Annotated in this window: 24 protein-coding genes; 15 read left to right on the top strand and 9 right to left on the bottom strand. The window is 34.3% G+C overall.

The window, feature by feature from the left end; translation table 11 throughout:
* Positions 1 to 94 precede the first annotated feature (94 nt).
* The 6 genes from G4D61_RS02840 (at position 95) to G4D61_RS02815 (ending at position 7,915) form a co-directional block, all read left to right on the top strand.
* Positions 95 to 1,048 carry a permease gene (locus G4D61_RS02840; protein ID WP_025727570.1) on the top strand — a complete coding sequence of 318 codons (954 nt, stop codon included), beginning with the start codon at positions 95 to 97 and terminating at the stop codon, positions 1,046 to 1,048.
* Between the two features lie 16 nt (positions 1,049 to 1,064).
* A complete protein-coding gene (locus tag G4D61_RS02835) occupies positions 1,065 to 1,928 on the top strand; it encodes a TIGR03943 family putative permease subunit (protein ID WP_025727569.1) in 864 nt (287 codons plus the stop codon).
* A 468-nt stretch (positions 1,929 to 2,396) separates the two neighbouring features.
* Positions 2,397 to 3,614 (top strand): metallophosphoesterase family protein, encoded by a 1,218-nt coding sequence (locus tag G4D61_RS02830; RefSeq protein ID WP_163173145.1) that lies wholly within the window; start codon positions 2,397 to 2,399, stop codon positions 3,612 to 3,614.
* A 14-nt stretch (positions 3,615 to 3,628) separates the two neighbouring features.
* Entirely contained in the window at positions 3,629 to 6,589 is a 2,961-nt protein-coding gene (locus G4D61_RS02825; protein WP_025727567.1) for an AAA family ATPase, read from the top strand.
* Between the two features lie 82 nt (positions 6,590 to 6,671).
* Positions 6,672 to 7,616, top strand: a complete 945-nt coding sequence (gene yhaM, locus G4D61_RS02820; protein ID WP_025727566.1) for a 3'-5' exoribonuclease YhaM — start codon at positions 6,672 to 6,674, stop codon at positions 7,614 to 7,616.
* A gap of 98 nt (positions 7,617 to 7,714) precedes the next feature.
* Positions 7,715 to 7,915 (top strand): sporulation YhaL family protein, encoded by a 201-nt coding sequence (locus G4D61_RS02815; RefSeq protein WP_025727565.1) that lies wholly within the window; start codon positions 7,715 to 7,717, stop codon positions 7,913 to 7,915.
* A gap of 289 nt (positions 7,916 to 8,204) precedes the next feature.
* Here G4D61_RS02815 and G4D61_RS02810 read toward each other — a convergent pair whose 3' ends face one another.
* Positions 8,205 to 9,089, bottom strand: a complete 885-nt coding sequence (locus G4D61_RS02810) for a peptidylprolyl isomerase (RefSeq protein ID WP_025727564.1) — start codon at positions 9,087 to 9,089, stop codon at positions 8,205 to 8,207.
* A gap of 267 nt (positions 9,090 to 9,356) precedes the next feature.
* Here G4D61_RS02810 and G4D61_RS02805 point away from each other — a divergent pair, with 267 nt between their 5' ends.
* A complete protein-coding gene (locus tag G4D61_RS02805; RefSeq protein WP_035348364.1) occupies positions 9,357 to 9,440 on the top strand; it encodes a YjcZ family sporulation protein in 84 nt (27 codons plus the stop codon).
* 83 nt (positions 9,441 to 9,523) lie between these two features.
* Positions 9,524 to 9,613 carry a YjcZ family sporulation protein gene (locus G4D61_RS02800; protein WP_035348362.1) on the top strand — a complete coding sequence of 30 codons (90 nt, stop codon included), beginning with the start codon at positions 9,524 to 9,526 and terminating at the stop codon, positions 9,611 to 9,613.
* A 50-nt stretch (positions 9,614 to 9,663) separates the two neighbouring features.
* On the opposite strand, the gene G4D61_RS02795 is transcribed toward G4D61_RS02800, so the two are convergent.
* Complete coding sequence (locus G4D61_RS02795; protein WP_025727563.1) at positions 9,664 to 9,846, bottom strand: hypothetical protein; 183 nt, start codon at positions 9,844 to 9,846, stop codon at positions 9,664 to 9,666.
* A gap of 288 nt (positions 9,847 to 10,134) precedes the next feature.
* Here G4D61_RS02795 and G4D61_RS02790 point away from each other — a divergent pair, with 288 nt between their 5' ends.
* Complete coding sequence (locus G4D61_RS02790) at positions 10,135 to 10,464, top strand: DUF1878 family protein (protein ID WP_025727562.1); 330 nt, start codon at positions 10,135 to 10,137, stop codon at positions 10,462 to 10,464.
* 38 nt (positions 10,465 to 10,502) lie between these two features.
* Here the strand turns inward: G4D61_RS02790 and G4D61_RS02785 are convergent, their stop codons facing one another.
* On the bottom strand, positions 10,503 to 11,045 hold the full coding sequence (locus G4D61_RS02785; protein WP_035348360.1) for an HTH-type transcriptional regulator Hpr: 543 nt from the start codon (positions 11,043 to 11,045) through the stop codon (positions 10,503 to 10,505).
* Positions 11,046 to 11,241: 196 nt separating this feature from the next.
* A complete protein-coding gene (locus G4D61_RS02780) occupies positions 11,242 to 11,604 on the bottom strand; it encodes a YtxH domain-containing protein (protein ID WP_025727561.1) in 363 nt (120 codons plus the stop codon).
* A gap of 168 nt (positions 11,605 to 11,772) precedes the next feature.
* On the opposite strand from G4D61_RS02780, the gene yhzF reads away from it, so the two are divergent.
* On the top strand, positions 11,773 to 11,961 hold the full coding sequence (gene yhzF, locus G4D61_RS02775; protein ID WP_025727560.1) for a membrane protein YhzF: 189 nt from the start codon (positions 11,773 to 11,775) through the stop codon (positions 11,959 to 11,961).
* Positions 11,962 to 12,331: 370 nt separating this feature from the next.
* On the opposite strand, the gene G4D61_RS02770 is transcribed toward yhzF, so the two are convergent.
* Entirely contained in the window at positions 12,332 to 12,850 is a 519-nt protein-coding gene (locus G4D61_RS02770; RefSeq protein WP_025727559.1) for a tryptophan transporter, read from the bottom strand.
* Between the two features lie 181 nt (positions 12,851 to 13,031).
* Entirely contained in the window at positions 13,032 to 13,448 is a 417-nt protein-coding gene (locus G4D61_RS02765) for an HIT family protein (protein ID WP_035353920.1), read from the bottom strand.
* A gap of 483 nt (positions 13,449 to 13,931) precedes the next feature.
* Here G4D61_RS02765 and G4D61_RS02760 point away from each other — a divergent pair, with 483 nt between their 5' ends.
* The 3 genes from G4D61_RS02760 to G4D61_RS02750 are packed head-to-tail and all read left to right on the top strand — an operon-like array spanning position 13,932 to position 16,607.
* Positions 13,932 to 14,678, top strand: a complete 747-nt coding sequence (locus tag G4D61_RS02760; RefSeq protein WP_035353923.1) for an ABC transporter ATP-binding protein — start codon at positions 13,932 to 13,934, stop codon at positions 14,676 to 14,678.
* Positions 14,665 to 15,879 (top strand): ABC transporter permease, encoded by a 1,215-nt coding sequence (locus G4D61_RS02755; protein ID WP_025727556.1) that lies wholly within the window; start codon positions 14,665 to 14,667, stop codon positions 15,877 to 15,879. The genes G4D61_RS02760 and G4D61_RS02755 overlap by 14 nt, the downstream gene beginning before the upstream one ends.
* 26 nt (positions 15,880 to 15,905) lie before the next feature.
* The gene (locus tag G4D61_RS02750; protein WP_163173143.1) at positions 15,906 to 16,607 is read left to right on the top strand and encodes an EcsC family protein; all 702 of its coding nucleotides are present in this window, start codon (positions 15,906 to 15,908) and stop codon (positions 16,605 to 16,607) included.
* Positions 16,608 to 16,634: 27 nt separating this feature from the next.
* On the opposite strand, the gene G4D61_RS02745 is transcribed toward G4D61_RS02750, so the two are convergent.
* From G4D61_RS02745 to G4D61_RS02735, 3 genes are all read right to left on the bottom strand, one after another.
* Positions 16,635 to 17,813, bottom strand: a complete 1,179-nt coding sequence (locus tag G4D61_RS02745; RefSeq protein ID WP_025727554.1) for a M20 family metallopeptidase — start codon at positions 17,811 to 17,813, stop codon at positions 16,635 to 16,637.
* A gap of 490 nt (positions 17,814 to 18,303) precedes the next feature.
* Entirely contained in the window at positions 18,304 to 19,692 is a 1,389-nt protein-coding gene (locus G4D61_RS02740) for a hypothetical protein (protein ID WP_025727553.1), read from the bottom strand.
* Between the two features lie 306 nt (positions 19,693 to 19,998).
* Positions 19,999 to 20,493 carry an antibiotic biosynthesis monooxygenase family protein gene (locus tag G4D61_RS02735; RefSeq protein WP_163173141.1) on the bottom strand — a complete coding sequence of 165 codons (495 nt, stop codon included), beginning with the start codon at positions 20,491 to 20,493 and terminating at the stop codon, positions 19,999 to 20,001.
* A gap of 271 nt (positions 20,494 to 20,764) precedes the next feature.
* Between G4D61_RS02735 and hemE the strand changes: the two genes are divergently transcribed.
* Complete coding sequence (hemE, locus tag G4D61_RS02730) at positions 20,765 to 21,814, top strand: uroporphyrinogen decarboxylase (protein ID WP_025727551.1); 1,050 nt, start codon at positions 20,765 to 20,767, stop codon at positions 21,812 to 21,814.
* Positions 21,815 to 21,826: 12 nt separating this feature from the next.
* The gene (hemH, locus tag G4D61_RS02725; protein WP_025727550.1) at positions 21,827 to 22,774 is read left to right on the top strand and encodes a ferrochelatase; all 948 of its coding nucleotides are present in this window, start codon (positions 21,827 to 21,829) and stop codon (positions 22,772 to 22,774) included.
* Positions 22,775 to 22,819: the final 45 nt, after the last annotated feature.

The following is a 22,819-nucleotide window of genomic DNA, read 5'->3' as shown; positions in this document are numbered from 1 at the left end:
ATCTCTATCCATTTACGCATATGAATTATTGTAGTATTCTAGTTGGGAGAGTTTTTCAGTGCTTTTAGAAGAAAAAAGGAGAGAATTTTTGCTTATGAGTCAATCCTTATTACAAATGAATACAATTTTTATTAGTATAGTAATCGAAGCACTGCCTTTTATTGTAATTGGTGTATTTATATCAGCATTTATACAAATGTTCATTACTGACGAAATGATTGCCAAAGTGATGCCGAAAAATCGTTTTTTATCAATCGCAGTCGGTACCGGTATGGGGGCACTTTTCCCAGCTTGTGAATGTGGAATCGTTCCAATTACAGAAAGGCTAGTGAAAAAAAGAGTACCTCTATATGCCGCAATTGCGTTTATGTTAACGGGACCGATTATTAACCCGATTGTTATATTTTCCACTTTCGTTGCCTTCGGAGACAGTTGGAAAATGGCATTGCTTAGATGTGGACTAGCTATTTTTGTCGGTGTTTTCGTGGCGATTGTCATTTCTTATGTTTTTGATGAAGGGCAACTTAAAAATTATATTGAGAAAAAACTAAAGCATCATCATGACCATGAAGGCCATCATCACCACGGCCACGATCATCATCACCATGATCATGACCACGATCACGATCATGGATCACATGTAAAGATTACGTTTGCAATGAAGATGAAAGATATGGTAGATCATGCACTTGATGAATTTTTTTCTGTAGGAAAGTTTCTTGTATTCGGTGGACTTTTATCTGCTGCAATGCAGACATACTTTAAAACAAGTAATCTACTACAGCTTGGTCATAATCATATTACAGCTATTTTAATTATGATGTTATTAGCATTTATTCTGTCAATCTGCTCGGAAGCAGACGCCTTTATTGCATCATCATTTAGTAGTATGTTCGGAACAGGACCAATTCTTGCATTTTTAGTTTTTGGTGCAATGGTAGATATAAAAAATTTACTTATGATGTTAAATGCATTTAAGAAAAAATTTGTATTTTCGTTAATCGGATTAATTGCTGTATTCGTATTTGTTGGAGCATTACTGATATAGGAAAGTAGGTGTGAACATGTTAAGGTTTATTATTTTATTTGGATTTACCTATTTTTTTATGAAATTGCATGCGACTGGAGACATTAGTAAATATATTAATATGAAATATTCCTATCTATCCTTCACCATGATTTTTATTATGGCATTTCTTACATTTTACCAATTGATTAAATGGGTGCGAGCTGGAAATAAGGATCATCACCATGATCATATACATGAACAATTGCATGGGCATTCACATGACCATGATGAAAACACCTGGTATAAAAAATTATTGACGTATGGATTATTAATTATTCCCGTAGCAACTGGTATTTTCTTACCTGTTGCTACATTGAATTCTACTATTGTTAAGGCAAAAGGATTTCATTTTTCGGAAATTGATAATGATACAGACCAATATGCAAATCACCAAGTATTGCGTCCTAACTCAAGTTTGTATTATGATACCGATCAATATGCTGAAATGGAGAACAAGGATTTAAAACAATATCGAGGAATGAGCCATATTACACTTGATGATAATCATTATTTCCATGGTCTTGAGACGATTTATAATTACCCTGGAAATTTTATTGGAAAAAAAGTAACGATTAAAGGATTTGTGTATAGAACAGATGATTTAAAGGCAAATCAAGTATTTGTATTACGATTTGGGATTATTCATTGTATAGCAGATGCAGGTGTTTATGGCATGCTTATTAATTTTCCAAATGATATGAAGAAGGAATTAAAAGAAAATGATTGGATACAAGTTGAAGGAACTTTAGCGACTACTTATTATCAACCATTCCAAGAAAACATTCCTTATTTAAAGGTAACAAAATATGAGAGTGTGCCTGAACCGAAAGATCCTTATGTTTATCGTCAATATAATTAATGAAAAATAATATCGATTTGGACAAAAACTCGATAAATAAAAATGTTAGGCTGTCGACAAACTACTTATTGTTTTGTAGTTTGTTGACAGTCTTTTTTATTTAAGATAGATATTGGGCTCTGAGAAGCTTATCGCTCACTTTCCGTAGGCGGATGTAAGGCCTCCTTGTTGCGGCACATCTTGTGGGGTTTCATCTATCCCGCTATTCCCGTTAGAGTCTCGCATTCTTGCGCTCCATTTATCTTAATAAACGACGGGCATCATCTATTAAATAGCAAAAGTTTTTAAAGGGCTGTTCTTATATACTTGTTTTTTAAAAAGGTGGATTTCCGCTCCTAACAAAACAATGGGTTCGGAAAGAGGTTATGCTGGAACCTTTTTAAAAGAAGTAATTTTTAAGTTTCACATGAAAGCTAAATCAGTTATAATAAGAAAATAGAACGTATATTCGTGATTGGTGGTGAAGTTATGCGGAGTGTTCAATTTATTCATGCAGCTGATCTTCATCTTGATAGCCCTTTTAGCGGCTTAAAGCATTTGCCGAAAGAGCTTTTTAAGAGAGTACAAGAAAGTACATTCAATGCTTTTGATAGACTGATTTCCCATGCGTTAGAAAACAAGATTGATTTTCTCCTCATTAGCGGAGATTTGTTTGATGGAGAAGATCGCAGTTTGAAGGCACAAATTAAACTGCAAAAACAAATGGTTCGACTACAAGATGCAGGAATTGAAGTATTTTTCCTTCATGGTAATCATGATCATTTAAGCGGATCGTGGACGTCTATAGATATGCCTAATAATGTCCATATTTTTTCCGAACAAGTAGAGAAAAAACATTTTCAAACAATAAATGGAACAAATGTGTATTTATATGGGTTTAGCTACGGCAAGCGACATGTCTATGAAAAAAAAATAAAAGATTATCAAAAAGAAGAAGGAGCGGATTTTCATATTGGGATGCTGCATGGCTATTGCACAGGTGGTCAGACCGTTCATCAGCCATACGCTCCTTTTTCTGTTCAAGATTTATTAGATAAAAAAATGGACTACTGGGCACTGGGGCATATTCATCAGCGGCAAATGTTACATGAAGAGCCTTATATTATTTATCCAGGAAATATTCAAGGAAGAAACAAGAAAGAAACAGGTACGAAGGGCTGTACTTTTGTTTCAATGAATGAGTTTGAAACGAATGTCCAATTTTTAGAAACTGCGGACATTATTTGGGAAGAACTTTTTTATTCTGCAAAAGAAATTGAAGATTTCAATCAACTTTATACAACTTGTCGGGAAAAAATTGAAGAAGTACGAAAGAAGAACCAGGGTACTTTTCTTTCTTTACAGATTCAAGATACACAAGGACTTAGTAATGATGTTTTAAAAAAGGTTGAAAATGGAGAACTTCTTGAAATTTTACAAGACGATGAAGAGATGATGGATAATTTTGTATGGGTTCATGAAATTAGTATTCATGAGAATGATATTACTTATGAAAATGATTTTTTAACACAAGAGATTTCTACAGCATTAATGGAATTGAAAGAAGAGCAAGCGTTGGTAGACGCTATTTCTCCTTTGTATTCACATGTATATGGCAATCGTTTTCTTGATTCGATATCAAATGAAGATAAAATGGATCTTCTTATAGAGGCGGAGAAGATGGTGTATTCTAAAATTAAATCTTAAAGGAGGATGCTCGTTTGAAAATTATAGAGATCCATGTATATGGTTTTGGGAAACTGATTGATTTTCATCTTACAAATCTGTCGGATTTTCAAGTGATTTACGGTAAAAATGAGGCTGGTAAATCAACATTAATGGCTTTTATACATAGCGTCCTTTTTGGTTTTCCAACTAAACAGCAACAAGATCTTCGTTATGAACCAAAAACTCATTCTGCATATGGCGGCCAGCTTGTTCTTTTAACGGAAAAATATGGAAAAGTATTAGTTGAGCGTGTGAAAGGTAAAGCAACAGGTGAAGTGACTGTAACGATGGAGAATGGACAAATTGGTGGAGAGGAGCTTTTATCCATTGTTCTCAATCATTTAAATAAATCGATGTTCCAATCGATTTTCTCTTTTAATATTCATGGCTTGCAAAATATGAATAAATTAAAAGGTGAAGATATTAGTAGATATTTATTTGCAGCAGGGACAATCGGAACAGATTCATTACTAAAGGCTGAACAAGAAATTCAAAAAGAAATGGATACTCTGTTTAAACCGAATGGACGTAAGCCTGTTATTAATCAGTTATTACATGAGCTGCGCAGTCGTGAAAAGGAATTGAACGAGTTAAAAATATATAATGGCCAATACGAGATGTTAAAACATAAGCAATTAAGTTTGGAAAGCGAACGTTCAGCAATACAGGAAAAAATTGAACATCATCAACGAGAGTTGCAAACTGTTGAAAAAATGATCAATGAATGGCCATTGTATAAAGAAAAGCAGCAAATCATGAAGCGAATCGATGCGTTTGGGACGATATCCTTTCCAGCAAATGGTTTAGAACGGATGGAACAGCTTACTTTGCAAATACGCTCAATAAATAGTCGTCTTGCTGCATGCGAACAACAAAAAAAACAGCTAGAGCAGCAAATTGCTCAAGCTACACCGAACCCAAGTTTTGATGAACATCATCTCTCATTACAACAGCTTATTAACGAATGGTCTCAGTATGAACAATGGAAAAATGATCTAGATAAATATACACTTGAATTGGAAACGATTCATGAACAGCTTCAGCTACTGTTGCAAGAATTGCACCTCCAACATATTGATTTAGAACGAGTCGAAGCAATTGATGTCAGTATAAAGGCAAAAGAACAGCTCCGCTCTTTACTAAAGCAATATGATTATTTATCTTTAAGAAGAGAATCACTAACAAAACAAAGAAAAGATAAAAAACAAGAGCTTATTGCGATTGAACATAACTGTAATCACTTGGAAAGCCAACTTATGCCTGAAGAAACATTTCGCAGACTTTCGAATAAACAGCATCATTTAGAACATACAAAAGTTTTGCAAGCTGAATATGATCGTGTGCAACAGCAGATTGAGATCATGAAAAATGTTGCATCTTCTCGAAATACTAGTGGCCAAATGACGATCATCATGATGGCAGTATTTCTCCTTTTTGCAGGTTTTAGTCTCGTCATGAAACATTATGATTTTTTAATTCTTTCTTTTGTTGCATGTATCATTGTAGGAATTTTTATGATGAAAAAAGGCGGGCAAAAGCAATTAAATAAGCAATTGTCGAGCTTAAGTGAAGAAGCGGAAAAGCTAAAAGAACAATTAAATAGTGAGAAGAACGTTCATCATAATGCCCACCTATATGAACAACAAAAAGAGTTAAGAGAACAATGGAAAAATCAAGTGTTACAGTTGGAACATATTCAACATCAGAGTGAACAGCTAGAACATGAATGGCAATTACTACATAAGGAACATCAACGATTTATTGAGCAATTAAATCAAATGAAGAAAGAAATGTTATTAGATATCGAATTTCCGAGTGAACAATTAATGAATGCATTTGATATTTTGGTAGATATAAGAAAACATTTAAGTAAAACAAAGCATATCAATGTATTAATTCAACAATTGCAAAGGCAACGTCTTGAGTGGAAACAAGAGCTAGAGCAATGGTTTGAACGTTTACAATTTAAGTGGCCAAGCAATTTTGAAGGAATATTATTGTTGAAAAAAGCGCTATCTGATCATCAAGAGAAAAAAATCATTTATCGTGAATTAAACAATAAACGTCAAGAACTTGACAATCAAGAACACCAATTAAAGTTGGAACAACAGTCTGTTGAATCTGATATGCAGCAGCTAATGAGCGTAGCAAATGCGGAAAATATTGAGGATTACTGGAATAAAGGTAGCAATTTTGAGACTGTGGAAAAACTTAAAGAACGATTAGCATTGCTAAGCATTCAAATGTCAGAGGAAAAAACGAAAGGTTATCAGTCGATACAAGATATACATGAGTTGGAAAGGAAGCAAACTTCTTTAATAAGTCACGTAAAAGACCTGACACATCAATTAACAGTGACCGATACGGACTTAGCGAAAATAAAGTATGAGTTAAAGCAGCTGGAAGAGGGAGGAACATTCACGGAAAAACTTCATGAATTTCATTATTCCAAATCGCAATTTCAAGATTTTGCTAAAAAATGGTTTAAGCTTGCTCTTGCTAAGCAAATACTTGTCAACATGATGGACAAGTTTCGCAAGCAAAGATTTCCAAAAGTATTACAGATGGCTGAAACATACTTAAGTATGTTAACAAATGGTGAGTATGTTTCCCTTCATCTACATGAAGAAGAGGATCATTTTTTTATAAAACGCCAAGATGGTGTATTGTTTGCACCAAATGAATTAAGTCAAGCGACAGCCGAACAGCTCTATGTTTCATTAAGGTTTGCTCTTGTCAATATACTTGAAGATGAATATGCTTGTCCTATTATTATTGATGATGGTTTTGTCAATTTTGACAGTCGCCGTACAGAAAATGTAATTGAGCTTTTAAAGAAAATGAGTAAGAACAAACAAGTACTATTTTTTACATGTCATCAATATTTACTTCCAACATTTGCAGAAGAACAAATCATAACGTTGGAAAATGGTAAATTGCTAAACTCATTGTAGATAGTAAAAAAATAGATAGATAGTATGCTATACTTAAATGTGAATAAAAATTTTGTAACGGTTAAGATCGGAGGACTGAATCATGACGAAAGGGCTTCTATATTATGAAGTCGGAGAGCAATTTGACGCTTTTCTCTTAATAAAAAATATGACAAAAGGAATTGCAAGTAATGGCAAACCATTTCTTACTTTAATTTTGCAGGACCGTACAGGTGATATTGAAGCAAAATTATGGGATGCATCCGAACAAGATGAAGATACGTATAAGCCAGAAACGATTGTAAAGGTAACTGGCGATATTTTAAATTATCGTGGAAGAATGCAGTTGAAAATTCGCCAAATTCATCCAGCTTCTCCGAATGATGGGGTTCAACTATCTGATTTTCTTGAGACAGCTCCTCTTAAACAAGATGAAATGATTAGTAAAATTACGCAATATATTTTTGAAATGGAGAATCCAAATATCCAGAGAATTACACGCCATCTTGTAAAAAAATATCAACAACAGTTTCTCGTTTATCCAGCAGCGACAAAAAACCATCATGAATTTGTTTCAGGTCTTGCCTATCATGTTGTGTCTATGCTTGATTTAGCAAAAGCGATTGCAGCATTATATCCATCTTTAGATCGTGATTTATTATATTCCGGTATTATTCTTCATGATTTAGGAAAAGTTCATGAATTATCTGGCCCTATTTCTACAACTTATACGGTGGAAGGAAATCTGCTTGGTCATATTTCAATCATGGTGACGGAAATCGCAAAAGCAGCTGAAGAGCTTGGAATTCATGGTGAAGAAATTATGGTATTGCAACATTTAATTTTGAGCCATCATGGGAAACCAGAGTGGGGAAGTGCAAAACCGCCAATGATTAAAGAAGCAGAAATTCTTCATTATATTGATAATATTGATGCTAAAATGAACATGATGGATCGAGCATTACGTACTGTTAAACCAGGTGAATTTTCTGAGAGGGTATTTGCGCTAGACAATCGCTCATTTTATAAGCCTATCTTTCATAAATAATATTCATAAAAAAATGCATTCCGAATCGGGAGGCATTTTTTTATATGTTTATGAATACATTGTAGCAATGGGACAAACTTTTATAAGGATGTGATAAAATGGATTTTCCTATCTGGGTGTATTTCGTGATTGCTGGAATTATTATTTCTGCATTTATGGCTGTTAAAACGTCAAGAGAAGAACGTGAAGAAGAGTTAGAGTGGATTGAAAAAGAGGGAGAAGTTTTTATTGAAAGAATGAATAAAGAAAAAGAACGAAAACATGTTGATCAAGAAACATTAAAGGCCAATGAAGGATAATGAGGGGGCTTCTCACATACATCGGGCGATAAGATTTGATTGATTGAAATTGTGTAGCACTTGTACCATATAAAAATGAAATATTAAGTTATCAACAATAATAACAAATAAAAGAGGGACCCTTTTCAAAAAAATTGTTGTTTGCTTAAATAAAATTATTAAGAGGCTGATTTGAGCGGAAGGGTGCGTGATCCCTGAAGCGAAAGTCAGCCTCTTTTTTGGTGAAAAACAACAAAGCTTATGAAAGCCAAAAAAAGGAGCATATCATCATATGCTCCTTTTTTCTTTATTATTGACCAGTTGTTGTAGTAGAGGTTGTACTACTATTTAGTAAAGAATCAAAAGTTGTTTTCAAATCTTTATCTTCAACTTTAATATTTGCATCTTTTAATTCCTTCTTCAAAGTACTTTGAATTTTGTCAGATGTTACTTTAGATTCTTTATATTTAGATTCGACTTCTTTTTTCATTTTGCTGTATGGTTGTTTTTTCTTTTCTCCTGTTAATTGGATAATATGGTATCCATAAGAAGTTTTTACAGGATCACTGATTTGGTTTACTTTTAGTTTATAAGCTGCCTTTTCAAAAGTGCTGTCCATTTCTCCAGCGCCAAACCAGCCTAAATCTCCACCTTTGCTAGCTGAAGCTGTGTCAGTTGAATATTTTTTAGCCAATTTAGCAAAGTCAGCACCTTTATCAAGTTGTTTTTTAATATCTTCGGCTTTTGACTTACTTGAAACTAAAATATGACGAGCTTTAATTTCTGGTTTAATATCATTATTATAATAATCTTTTAACTGCTTTTCTGTAGGATGGATAGATGCTTCAGCAGCTTTTTGTTCAAGTAGTCCAACTTTAATACTTTCACGGAAGTCACTTTCATTTGCATATCCATATTGTTGAAGAGCAGAATCAAATGAAGATCCTAATTGATCTTTCGCTTGATTTACTTGTTTGTCGATATCCTTTTTAGAAACAGAATACTTCTTAGCAAGAACTTTTTCGATTACTAATTGTTGAAGTACTGATGAACCGTATTTATCTTTTAATGCTGAATATAACTGATCTTTTGTAACATTCCCAGCGTCTGTTTTTACAACAGCACCGCCGTTGCCGCAAGCGCTTAAACCGATAACACTTGCTGCTAATGTAAGGGATAATACCCATTTCTTCATGTAATAACAACTCCTATTCTTATTTCGTCCATTAAAAACCTACAATCACTACTATATCATAAAAACTTACAGAAAAGAAACTCCTTATTGGGTTTCTTATGGAAATTTTACTTAATTCTCATCCAATTTTAACTTGAGAAAAAGTTAAAATTGGATGAGAATATGGAAAAATAATTAGATGAATTACTCAAAAATAGGCGATTGCTCTAGACGTAATGCTTTTAGCTACATAGGATATATCGAAAGAGAATAAAGGAGGTATTCATAATGGGTTTTGCTTATGGTGGAGGCTTTGCGTTAATTGTTGTACTATTTATTCTTTTGATTATCGTTGGCGCAGCTTATTTGTAAAAAAACAAGGTCAATAGACGAATGCCTTAACAACTAAGATGAATATTGAATATGATAATACTGAAATAGAGGAGGTGGAAAGAATGGGAGGAGCAGTTTACGGAGGCGGCTTTGCCTTACTTGTTGTATTGTTTATTTTATTAATCATTATTGGCGCATCTTGGGCTTGGTAATTATGAAAGACAAATAGGGTCAATACCATTAGGTGTTTGACCCTATTTATTTATGTGAATTCAATGTCTAAATAGGAAGAAAAGAGTAAAATAGTTGTAAGGATATTAATGGTGCGAAATACTTGTGGCTGATGTTCTAATGGAATTTCTTTTTTCTTACAAAGATTACTTGTCAATAAATTCATAAAGTATAAAATAAAGAAAGCGAAGATGATTATTAGAAATAAGAGCACAAGCAAACCTCCTTTTAACAAGGGAAAAAGTAAATCGATTTATTCCATAAAAAATGGAATAATAGATTAGAAGGATCCTTATTATATGCTATGAAATGTAACTGCTTTTCATACTTTACGTTGTACAAAAAGAAAAATCAAGGATAATTTGATAAAATTTAAATGAAGAATTTTAAATATACAGATCTATTGGCTGGCATAATAAAAAGATACATTACTTACATAATTACGAAAGCTCTCTTTCATTTAACTTTAAATAACTAAATAAAAAGAGAACGAGGGGATTAAATGGAAACAATTGAACAAAAACTCGAAAGACTTGAATTTTATCAAACGTTGTTAATGCAGATGGTACAAGCTAATAGTTTTCCTTTTTATAAGCTTGTAATGGAAAAACAATTATCAAAACAAGATATGGAAATGTTTTTTAAACGTTGTGAAGCATTAACGAAAGAATTGCAAGAACAAAAAGCGGATCAATTTGTCTTTTTTTACCCGCTTTTTCAAAAATTCAAAGAAGGTTTGCATAAAAAATTGGATGCAAAAGAAGTTATTTTGGCATGTAAGCAGCAACATTTATTTCCCGAATTAATGAAAGCACTAGAAAAAAATATTTAACAACATTTGTAATGATATTGATTTCTAGGCTTTCTGGATTATTTTTGTTCTATAGCATCATGTTTTTCATCGTTATTGTCGATAGAAACGTTATCGATGATACTCATAAAATCAGTACCGTATATGTTTCTAATCATAGTGGTCAATTCAATTAAGTCCGGAAACTTTCCATACAAGTCATGTAGGGGCATAGTTCCGTGCATAATCGAGCTGTTTTCAGGGTTAAACGCTTTCAGCGACTGTTCGAAAATGTCTTTCCCTTTATCCGTTAATTGGATATATGTATTTCTCTTATCATTTTCTTTTTTTGAAAACTCAAGCAAGCCTCGTTCCTCTAGCTTTTTTGAAAAGTTAAAGGCAGTGGATACGTGCATTACACCAAATTTAGCTACATCTGAGATTGAAGCCCCTTTTAAATGATAAGAAATCCATAAAATATGATGTTCATTAATATTTAAATCAAATGGTTTTATCCATTGCTGCCAGTCTTTTTCAATCGTTTTCCATAAAGCCTTCGAAAGCTGAGTTATTCTCTTGCAAAATAGCAAATACTCATTTATAGAAGAAACATGATCATTCATTTATCCGTCACCCCTTAAACGATATATTAATATTATGCCAATAAAATAAAAATTAATAAAGATATAAAATACAAAATTTTTTGAAACAAGGAAATTGAAAAGGGGGTTGTTTCAAAAGTGAATGGTTATCAAGCCGCTAATCATATATGGTTTCCAACGATTTCTTTTGATACAACCCCAAATAAAAAATTACTTTTCAGTCGTTATGTTTTTGTATTTTAGATTCTAAATCTGCTAGGTTTTTCTGAATTTCGTTTATTTCTACTTGAATTGCGTCTTGACTAGGTTCAACTTGACGTTGCCAGTCTTGAAAGGAATGCTTAATTTCCTCAAGCACGTCCTCAACAATCACTTTGCCTTCCGTAGATAATTTACCAATAGACTCTTTTAAGTCCTTTAAATTATTTAATATATCTCTTCCGTCTTGAAGCCAATCATCTTTTTTCTCTGATATTTGCTTACGTAGCTCTTGACCTGATGAAGGTGCTGTGAGTAATGCTGTAATGGCACCAACAGTAGATCCAATTAAGAAACCGTATACTAGCTTTGTTTTTTTCATATGCCCACCTCGAGAATTGTATGATTTAACAATATGATAAAATGAATGCCCCTATTTGTAAAATATAAGAATGCAATCTCTTTGCTTAGTTCAATTTATTCAAGTCTATGCATAGGCTAAAGATAGGAACATGTCCGCTTCCTTTAGTTTAATAATAGGGGGATTAATATGGGAAGGATTTCAATGCTGTTTATTGTAATCGGTTTGATTTTAATTATTTGTATGATGCATAATCTTACATTATATCAAAAAAGGAGAATATATCCACCTAAAAAAATGATTCGAAAAAGAATCCTTTTTCTCGGTGGGGGAGGAATATTTTGTTTTATACTAGCCTTATTTATTAGTTTAATTTAATTCTTTATAAAAAGGATTTTAAAACAACATAAAGAGGCAGGTACAAAAGTATATTAACGAAAGAAACCCTGAATATTGCGCTCCAACCCCGCTCCGGAAATATACTTCCTTTTCCGCGGGTGGCTGGTGTGCCTCTCCGTGCTAATGCACTGCGGGGTCTCATAGATACCTATCCTCCCGCAGGAGTCTATATATTTCCAGAGTTGATTTGTGCAATGTTCTTTTCACTGCGATGCACTTAAAGGAATTGGCGAACTGGATAAGGAAGAAACGATGCCCCGTTCGAGATGAGTCAACAAACAGAACAAACCCCCATTGAATTTATAATTCAATGGGGGTTTGAAATGATCAGCAATTTGCTAATCGTTTTTTACAAACTGTGTGCCATATTGGTTCGTTTTAAAATTGAAGTGATAATCGGATACAAAATAAACATTGCAACTGCATTTAGTACGGCAGCTGGAAGTACAATTGTACCAAATAGCACTGTAAATGAACCAGGTAGCCCAACTAATAAAGAAGCTGAGCCTAAAAATACTGTGCCGGAAACAATCGTACCAATGGCGGTTAAAATGATTAAAGTTGGTAGTTTTTTTGATAATTTACTAGTAATAAACAGTAAACCAAAAAACACAAAAGATGTTACAACTTTATCAATAATATTTGGAAACAACCCGCTTGGAAAACTTGAAGTTAACCCAGAAATGATTCCTGTTACGACACCTAAAATAACAACGTATTTAACGTCTCTAAATAATATAATTCCAAGAAACATCATCGTAAGCATCATATCTGGTTTCATTCCAAAAACGATTCCAGGGATGACCATAGAAAGTACTGCTCCGACACCAACAAGTAAAGCTAAACTGACAAGTGATCGAGTATTCATTTGTCTCAACTCTCCTATTCTCTTCTATACTTGCTTTCCTACTGTATCCTCATGACCAGTAGCGAAAGATTAACATTATTATAACATATGAGATATTGTTTGAACATCATCCATGTGCTTGGATATTCTGACCAATCTAAATAAAAAAATCCTGCTCTTGTTGCAGGATTTTTTTAGAATATTAACGAATATGTTGTGCAATAGAGTGAGCGATATTTTCTAAATCTTCAGCGCTATAGTTTTTTTCATGTGTTTTCCATACTGCCCCAAAACCATCGCCTTTTCCGTATCGGGGAATTAGGTGAATATGGAAATGGAAAACAGACTGTCCAGCTTTTTCGCCATTATTATTTAATAAATTTAACCCAATAGGCTCGAATTGTTCTTTAATGGCGTTCGCTATTGTTGGTACAACCTCAAAAAGATTCCGGGCAATCTCAGGAGTTAATTCATAAAGGTTTTCCTTATGTATTTTTGGAACGATTAGCGTATGGCCTTTTGTCACTTGACTTATATCAAGGAAAGCATAAACATGCTCATTTTCAAATACTTTTGCACTTGGAATTTCACCATTCACAATTTTACAAAAAATGCACATTGTAGTTCACCTTCTCATTAGGATTTATTTGTTTCATTATATCGTAAGGAAAAGGGAAAATAAAGTAAAGGGACGGGATTCGTATTGTCCCGTCCCTTTTGTAGGGGTTTTTTAAAGGATGTTTAAGCCAATAATAACCTTTGATTGATGATCAATGGTTTTTGTTTTACCTTTCTCCAACGCCATCATCCCCTTACAGGTATTAAAGAAAATATATTCTTTAAACAGTTAGATGGTCTGCTGTCAACACCTCATTTTTTATCATGAAATGTATGGTGAAAACGAATTGTTACTGACTTTCCTTATAAAGCTCGGATACGGTCTTTTATAACCACCCCGTTTTGCTTGTTTGCCCCTACACGATATAGAATAGACAAAAAGCAAAAGTTTTATACAAAGTTTTGATCTTTTTTTGTTCATTTAGGGAAAAAACTGATTCATGGTACAATATATTAGATAACCAAGATAGAAAGGACGTTGCATATGTCACTTTTAGAAGTAGAAGACTTGACAGGCGGATATACAAAAAAACCCGTTATTAAGAATGTAACCTTTTCATTAAATTCCAATGAATTAATTGGTTTAATTGGATTAAATGGTGCAGGAAAAAGTACAACAATTAAACATATTATTGGGCTAATGGAGCCGAAGAGCGGTACTATTAAAATTAATGGAAAAGAACTAAAAGCAGATCCGGATCAATATCGCAGGCAATTATCGTACATACCAGAAACACCTATTTTATATGATGAATTAACACTCGATGAACATTTAAAATTAACTGCCATGGCATATGGATTAGATGAAAGAATGTACGAAGAAAGGGTCGCGCCTTTATTGAAAGAGTTCCGCCTCGATAAAAAGTTAAGCTGGTTCCCTGCGCATTTTTCAAAGGGGATGAAACAAAAAGTAATGATTATGTGCGCGTTCTTAGTAGAACCGAGTCTTTATATTATTGATGAGCCTTTTCTTGGACTAGATCCTCTTGGTATTCAATCGTTATTAGATTTAATGAATACGATGAAGAAAAAAGGTGCAGGCATTTTAATGTCCACACATATTTTGGCAACTGCAGAAAGATATTGTGACCGTTTCATCATTTTACATAATGGTGCTGTAAGGGCATCTGGCACATTGAAGGAATTACAAAGCGAATTTGCAATGCCTAATGCAACATTAGATGATTTATATATTCAATTAACAAAGGAAGATATAGATGAAGTCAATTGAGAACTTATGGAAAACCCGACTGCAGTTATACTTTCATGATTTACGCCGCTATACAAGATATATATTTAATGATCATTTGCTCTTCGTTCTGATCTTTGGTTTAGGTGCAGCGTTGTATTATTATAATGGCTGGATTAAAACTTTACATAAAGATTTCCCAATTGGAATTGTAATGGGTGTCATTTTAGGGCTAACTTTGGCGATCAGCCCAATTCATACGCTTTTGAAGGAAGCCGATAAAGTTTTTCTCATCTCTATTGAAACGAAGATGAGAAGTTACTTTCAAAAAGCATTGCGTTTTAGCTTTAGCTTTCAAGCATATATATTGATTTTAGTATTAGCTGCATGCATGCCAATGTATGTGAAGGTGACTGGAGAAGGGTTTAAACGTTTTTTTCTTTTATTATTGATTTTATTTGCATTAAAAATATGGAACTTATTACTGCACTGGTTCGTATTAAAAGTACAAGATCAAAATACAGTGCTTTGGGATTGGCTTATCCGCTTTGTCTTGAATACTGTGTTGCTTTTTTTCATTATTGAAGGGGCAAAGATATTGTATATTATGGTCATATTAGTGATCATGGTCGGTTTACTTGCATATTTTTATCATATTACAAAAGAAAAAACAGTGTATTGGGATCTTTTAATTGAGCGGGAACAACGAAGAATGATGAGTTTTTATCGGTTCGCTAATTTATTCGCAGATGTGCCTGAATTAAAGGGAAGGGTCAAACGCAGAAAATGGCTTGATCCAGTTTTAGCAGGTATCCGTTTTGGAAAAGATAGCACATATCAATATTTATTTGCGAGAACTTTTCTGAGAACGAGTCAATATTTTGGACTGTATATGAGATTAACTATTATTGGCATCATCTTGTTAATTGTAAGCAGTCAATTATATTTATCATTAATATTGGCGCTATTGTTTATTTATTTAACGGGTTTTCAAATGATTCCAATGGTCGCTTATCACGATTTAAAAATATGGATACATCTTTATCCAGTTTCAAATGTGTATAAAGAAAAAGCATTTATTAAGCTGCTTTCAATCTGTCTGTATGTGCAATCAGTTATTTTTTCACTTGCTGTATGTATAAAAGGAGTTAATTGGGAGCATGGCTTTATTGTTTTCGTAAGCAGTATTGTATTATCGCTAATACTTATTAAATGGTACGTTCCTAGTCGAATTCGTAAATAATTTTTTTATAAAAGGAGTCTTCGTTAATGGAATATGAGCAACTTGTTCGTAACGAAGTTGAGCAATGGAAAAGAAAAGTAACTAAGAAATCTGGCGTATTGAATCGGGTCACGAAAAACGCTCAATCAAAAATAAACAATATACTGCCTGATAAGGTCCGCGATATGATGACTGAAGCTATTAAAAAAATGGTTCAGGGCGTGCTTTATGGCTCAGAGTTTTTAACAAAAAGCCATGATGACGATCAGTTATTATCATTACAAGAAAAAGATCAATTAGTAAAGAAAAAACTACAAACATATAAAAAAATTGCAACAGTTGAAGGAGCAGGAACAGGAGGGGGCGGTGTTTTTCTAGGTCTTGCCGATTTTCCACTTTTGTTATCCATTAAGATGAAATTTTTATTTGAAGTTGCTTCAATTTATGGATTTGATACGAAATTGTTATCAGAACGAAACTTTATTTTATATGTCTTTCAGCTTGCATTTTCCAGCAGCGAGCATCGAAAGCAAGTGTTATCGATTATAGAAGATTGGGAAAATAATCGCCCTGAAGTAGATTGGGGAACATTACAACAAGAATATCGGGACTATATTGACTTTGTCAAAATGTTACAACTAGTCCCTGGGATTGGAGCGGTTGTAGGGGCCTACGCAAATTATAATTTATTAGATGAACTAGGAGAGACGGCCATGAATGCATATCATATTCGTCTTTTTACAGAATAAAAAAGAAGAGTACAGAACTCTTCTTTTTTATTTCTCTTGATATCGTATTGCAGCAGTACCGAGTGTTTTTGCAGCAATTAACATAGCTTTTTCGTTAATATCGAATTTCGGATGATGATGTGGATATGCCTGATCAATATGCTCTGGTTTCGCACCTGTAAAGAAGAATGCTCCTTTTACATGCTGTAAATAATACGCAAAATCTTCCCCAATCATATTTGGTTCAGATTCTTCAATATGTTCGACTCCATTTACGGACTTTGCACTGTCAATCACAACATCTGTTTCGAAATCATGATTCACAACAGCTGGATAGCCACGGTGAAATTGATATTCATATGTACAATCAGCGGCAATGCATGTACCTTTTACAATTCTCTCAATTTCTGCTTCGATTAAATCCCGCGTTTTTTCATCGAATGTTCTTACAGTTCCTTGTAAAACTGCTGTGTCAGCAATAATATTGAAAGCATTCCCTGAGTGAAAAGAACCGATTGTTACAACAGCTGGATTGATTGGATTTACTTTTCTGCTTACGAGATGTTGTAAATTTGTTACTAATTGTGCACCGATTGCAACCGCATCTTTTGTGGTATGTGGCTGTGCACCGTGTCCGCCACGTCCTTGAATGTTTATTTCAAATAGGTCTGCTGCAGCCATGAAGGCGCCTTTTCGATATTGAATAGTACCTGTTGGTGTTGGTGCCCATAGATGAGTACCAAAAATTGCGTCGACTCCTTGTAAGCAGCCATCTTCAATCATCGGTTTTGCCCCGCCAGGAGCAAGTTCCTCAGCATGTTGGTGAATCATAATATATTCACCGGTGAGCTCGTCTTTTAATTCATTGAGCACTTTAGCTAAAATTAGTAATGTTGCAGTGTGCCCATCGTGACCACAAGCATGCATTACTCCAGGTACAAGTGATTTATATGGTACATCATTTTCCTCTTGGATCGGTAAGGCATCGAAATCGGCTCTTAAGGCGATTGTTTTGCCAGGTTTCACTCCTTTAATACGGGCAACAACTCCGCCTTTACCAATGTTTTCGTGGACTTCTATACCTAATTTGTTATAAAAATTTACAATATACTTTACTGTTTGAACTTCTTTAAAAGATAATTCAGGATGTTGATGCAAATATCTCCTTACTTTAATCATATCTTCGTATGATTGTTCAAGGCGGTCATGAAGTTTTCCTTCTAACATTTTCTGATAATTCCCCCATTTCTCATCTATTTACTATTATATCATGAATAGTTGTATTTTAAAGAAAATTGAATTATAGGCATGGAAAATAGGGCAGGGACAAAAGTATATTAACTAAAGAAACCTTGAATATTACGTTCCAACCCCGCTCCAAAAATATGCTTCGTGCTGGTGAGCCGCCTCGTGTTAATGCACTGCGGGATCTCACCGATGCGTATCCTCTCACAGGAGTCTACGTATATTTCTCGGAGATGAATTGTGCAATGTTCGTTTTTAGCTAATCACTTTTAAGTTTTGTCCCAGCCTTATTAACTGTAGTAAAATCCGTAGATTACTAATGTTTTTGTTTAAAGTTTCTTTTAAGAAGGGGATTGATTTCCGCTTCAAGGTCTTCCGTGAGCAGTCCGGGAACTTATCGCATAGTCTGCGGGGTCTCCCGCTGACACGCAATCATCCCTTACTTCGTTCATGGTAATGTAAATAGCCTTTGTTATATTAAGAAAATGGCAACAATCGTAGTTACAATTAAACCGAGGATTACGGGAATCAAGTTTCGTCTTGCTAATTCAAAGGCGTCTACATTACAAATAGCTGCTGCTGGAATAAGCGCCCAAGGAATAATGGTTCCGCCACCGACCCAAATTGCGGCAATTTGACCAAGTGCTGTTAACGTCGCAACGCCATGGCCGATTGCGTGAGAAAACAAGTTTGCAATCGAACCGGCTAAAGAGATGCCTGAAAAACCTGATCCATCAAGACCTGTTATAACACCTACACCTGCAACTGTAAATGCTCCTAATTCTTTAGAGATTGGAACAATTGATGCCAATGCTCCACCTAAATCATTGACGATTCCTTGTGAAGCTTTTGGTAAATTTGCTCCAATCATTGTATGAAAACCGTCTCCACCTAAATAGAAAAATGCGGCAATTGGAATAACAGGACCAAACACCTGGAATCCAAACTTTAGTCCATCAATTAAGTATTCAGTCGTTTTTTCAAAGCCTTTCTGTTTATAGCCTGTTAGCATAATAAGCAAGAGGATCGTGATAGAAGTTCCGCCGACAAGTGAAGTAGCAGCATCTCCTTGAAGTTTAAAAAGAACCATTGCAACAATATCAAGTATAAATAGAAACGGAATGAGTAGTGCAAAAATGCGTTGATAAGTAAGAGATAGTAATGTTTTCTGTTCTGAGGAACTTGTTGAAGGGATGATAGGTTCGACTTTAATTTTTCCGAGCTTCATATCTCTTTTTAATAAATAGAATGCTGTAATTGTCGTGACAACACCCATTACGATAACGAGCGGAATGCTTGCTTGAATGACATGGGAAACTGGAATTCCTGCTCCATCAGCTGTAAGCTTTGGCGCTGCCTGAATGACATAGTCACCTGATAATGCGATACCGTGTCCGAATAAGTTCATGGCGATAGCTACACCAATGGCAGGCAGCCCAACTCTTAAGGCAACAGGAAGTAAAACGGCTCCCATTAGTGCTACTGCTGGCGATGGCCAAAAAAACGCTGAGATAATCATCATTAAAATGCCAATCAGCCAGAAGGCAAGATTCGGTGATTTAATTAACTTTGAAAACGGGGTAATCATCACATCATTAATGCCTGTATCCAACATACTTTTACTCATAGAAACAATAATTGAAATCACTAAAATAATTGGCAGTAATTCTTTTATAGCAAACACAAAACTATTGAATATGCCACTAATAGATGCAGAAAGTGAACCAGTAGCCACTAAGGCGATGGCAAAAATACCAATTACACAGATAATACTGGTATCTTTCCTAAAAAGCATGAACAAAATAATCAAAACGATAAATGTGAGATATATCCAATGGATTGCTGATAATTCAATTCCCATAATTACGCCCCCTTCTTCATATAACATATGACAAACGTCTATATTGGTGCTTGAAATGTATAGGGAGTTTTATATGGCAATCATTTCTTTTTAACGAATATAAGTAGGAGATTATAGAGAAAGTAGAAAGCTGAAGTTTCAATATAGAGAACTATAGCGAAAACGAACCACCATCATAGATAATGATTCGTTTTTTTATGCTAAAAGATTTTATAAAGTATCTTGCATCAAGGGAAGTAGGAGGTTTTATATATCTTTACATTACCGACTGTCATATGCCGCTGATTAATGAACAGTTGCTATCGTTTATTCATTTTTGGGAATGACATACAGTTTTGTATAGCTCGGTGAAGAAAGTACAGGAATCGTTGTTTTTGAATTTAAGTCATCGATAAGCTTTGATGCTGTTGAATTTTTCCATTGTTTATATGATTGATCATCTTTCCAGCCTGTAATCATAATATATGTATCGCCTTTAAGAGGACGAAGTAGACGGAAAGTTGTATAACCTTGTTGCTTTTCAATCGTAGATTGTTTTTCCTTTAGATTGAATTCAAATACTGGTTTTCCCTCGTCTGTTACTGGAATATGGCTAAATAATAAAAATACAGCTTGCTGAAAGTTTCCATTACTTGCAACAACTTCATATTTTCTTGGAGAAGAGAATATTGTCTTCTTTTCAGTTTCATGTAAAAGGAGGGCATGTTCTGCATTTTGCATTAAAAACATCTGCTCATTTAGATTTTTTTCTTGAATTTGTTTTAAAAAATCATATGTTCCCGTAGTGATATAAATATTCATTGTTTCACCCCATCAAGTTTACTTACTAATAAATATAGACGATTCAAAGCCAATTAAACATAAAATTGCAAGAACAAATTACTTTTTTATGAGGAGAATTCGGCAAATTTATGACAGTTGTAAAGGCTTCATATACTTTTTGATGTAAAAAGTTTATAGTTATACAAGGACGCACTATGTCGTTAATGTTACAAGTTAAATTATTTCTTATTTTATAAAAATTATTATATAATAAATATGATCGTTTGTAAGTTAAGGAGGATTTTCCGTTTTGAGTAAGATAGCCAATGACTCTCTATTGAAAGCAGCTAGAAGAGAAGTGACCAATCGTGTACCTGTTTGGTATATGCGTCAAGCCGGTCGTTCGCAACCAGAATATCGGAAATTAAAAGAGAAGTATTCATTGTTTGAAATTACCCATCAACCGGAATTATGTGCATATGTGACAAGACTGCCAGTTGAAAATTATGATGTGGATGCAGCCATTTTATATAAGGATATTATGACGCCTCTACCTTCAATTGGTGTTGACGTAGAAATTTTAACTGGAAAAGGTCCTGTCATACATAATCCGATTCGTTCAATAAAAGATGTAGAGCAATTAGGGAAGATTCATCCAGAGGAAGATATTCCTTATGTTTTAGAAACAATTAAACTGTTGACAGAGGAGCAGTTAACAGTACCTTTGATCGGATTCTCAGGTGCACCGTTTACATTATCCAGCTATTTAATTGAAGGTGGGCCATCGAGAGATTACAAAAAGACAAAGGCTTTTATGTATGCTGAGCCGAAAGCTTGGTTTACATTAATGGACAAGCTCGGGGATATGATTATTTCGTATGTTAAAGCTCAAATTCATGCAGGGGCTAGTGCTATCCAAATATTCGACTCTTGGGTAGGTGCTCTAAATATAGAGGATTATCGTTTTTATATTAAACCGATTATGGAAAGAATTTTTTCTGAGCTTAAAACAGAAAAAGTTCCATTAATTATGTTCGGGGTAGGTGCAACCCATCTTGCTTTAGAATGGAATGATCTCCCGCTCGATGTTGTCGGACTAGATTGGAGAATGCCAATAAGTGAGGCAAGAGATAAAGGTATACAAAAAGCGTTACAAGGTAATTTAGACCCAGCGCTATTATTAGCACCGTGGGAAGTTTTGCAAAAGAAAGTTATGTCAATTTTAGATGAAGGGATGCAGCAGCCAGGATATATATTTAATCTCGGACATGGCGTATTTCCAGAGGTAGACCCAGAGACTTTAAAAAGATTGACAGCATTTATTCATGAATATAGCGAAATGAATCTGATACATCGATAGGAGGTTATATAAATGGGAAAGAAAAAAATGGGCTTGCTTGTGATGGCATACGGAACCCCATATAAAGAAGAAGATATAGAACGCTATTATACACATATTCGACACGGAAGAAGACCAACTGATGAAATGCTGGATGACTTAAAGCGAAGATATAAAGCAATTGGAGGACTTTCTCCATTAGCGAAAATAACTGAACAGCAAGCTTTTTCTTTACAAGATTATTTAAATAGTATTCAAGATGCAGTGGAATTTAAAGCATATATTGGTTTAAAACATATTGAACCGTTTATTGAAGATGCTGTTGAAAAGATGCACGCAGATGGAATAGAAGAGGCGGTTTCGATTGTACTAGCTCCTCATTACTCTATATTTAGTGTGAAGGCTTATAATGATAGAGCAAAAGAAATTGCAGATAAAATCGGTGGACCTGTTATCACTTCAGTTGAAAGTTGGTATGAAGAGCCAAAATTTATTCAATTTTGGGTTGACCAATTAAAGCAGACATATCAATTAATGAATGATGAAGAGCGAAAATCATCTTGTCTTATCGTTTCTGCTCACAGTTTGCCAGAGAAAATATTGCAATATGGCGACCCATATCCTGAACAAGTGAAACAAACAGCGGTTTTAATCGCAAATGAAGCGGGTATCAAGGATTATGCAGTTGGCTGGCAAAGTGCAGGTAATACACCAGATCCTTGGTTAGGGCCTGATGTTCAAGATTTGACCCGTGATTTGTATAAGGAAAAAGGATACAAAGCATTTGTTTATGTACCAGTTGGTTTCGTAGCAGAGCATTTAGAAGTTCTTTATGATAATGACTATGAATGTAAAGTCGTAACAGAAGAAGTAGGGGCTCATTATTATCGGCCTAAAATGCCTAATGCTCAACAAGCGTTTATTGATGCCCTTGCAACAGTTGTATTAAAAAGATTATCTGCTCAACCAGAAGCTATTTAATGGAAAATGAGACCACCGCAAATAGATGTCATCTGTCTTAAGCGG

Source organism: Heyndrickxia ginsengihumi, assembly GCF_011008565.1.
Taxonomy (GTDB): Bacteria; Bacillota; Bacilli; order Bacillales; family Bacillaceae_C; genus Weizmannia; species Weizmannia ginsengihumi.
The sequence above is the reverse complement of the archived record's forward strand: the minus strand, read 5'-3'. Positions and strand labels throughout refer to the sequence as shown.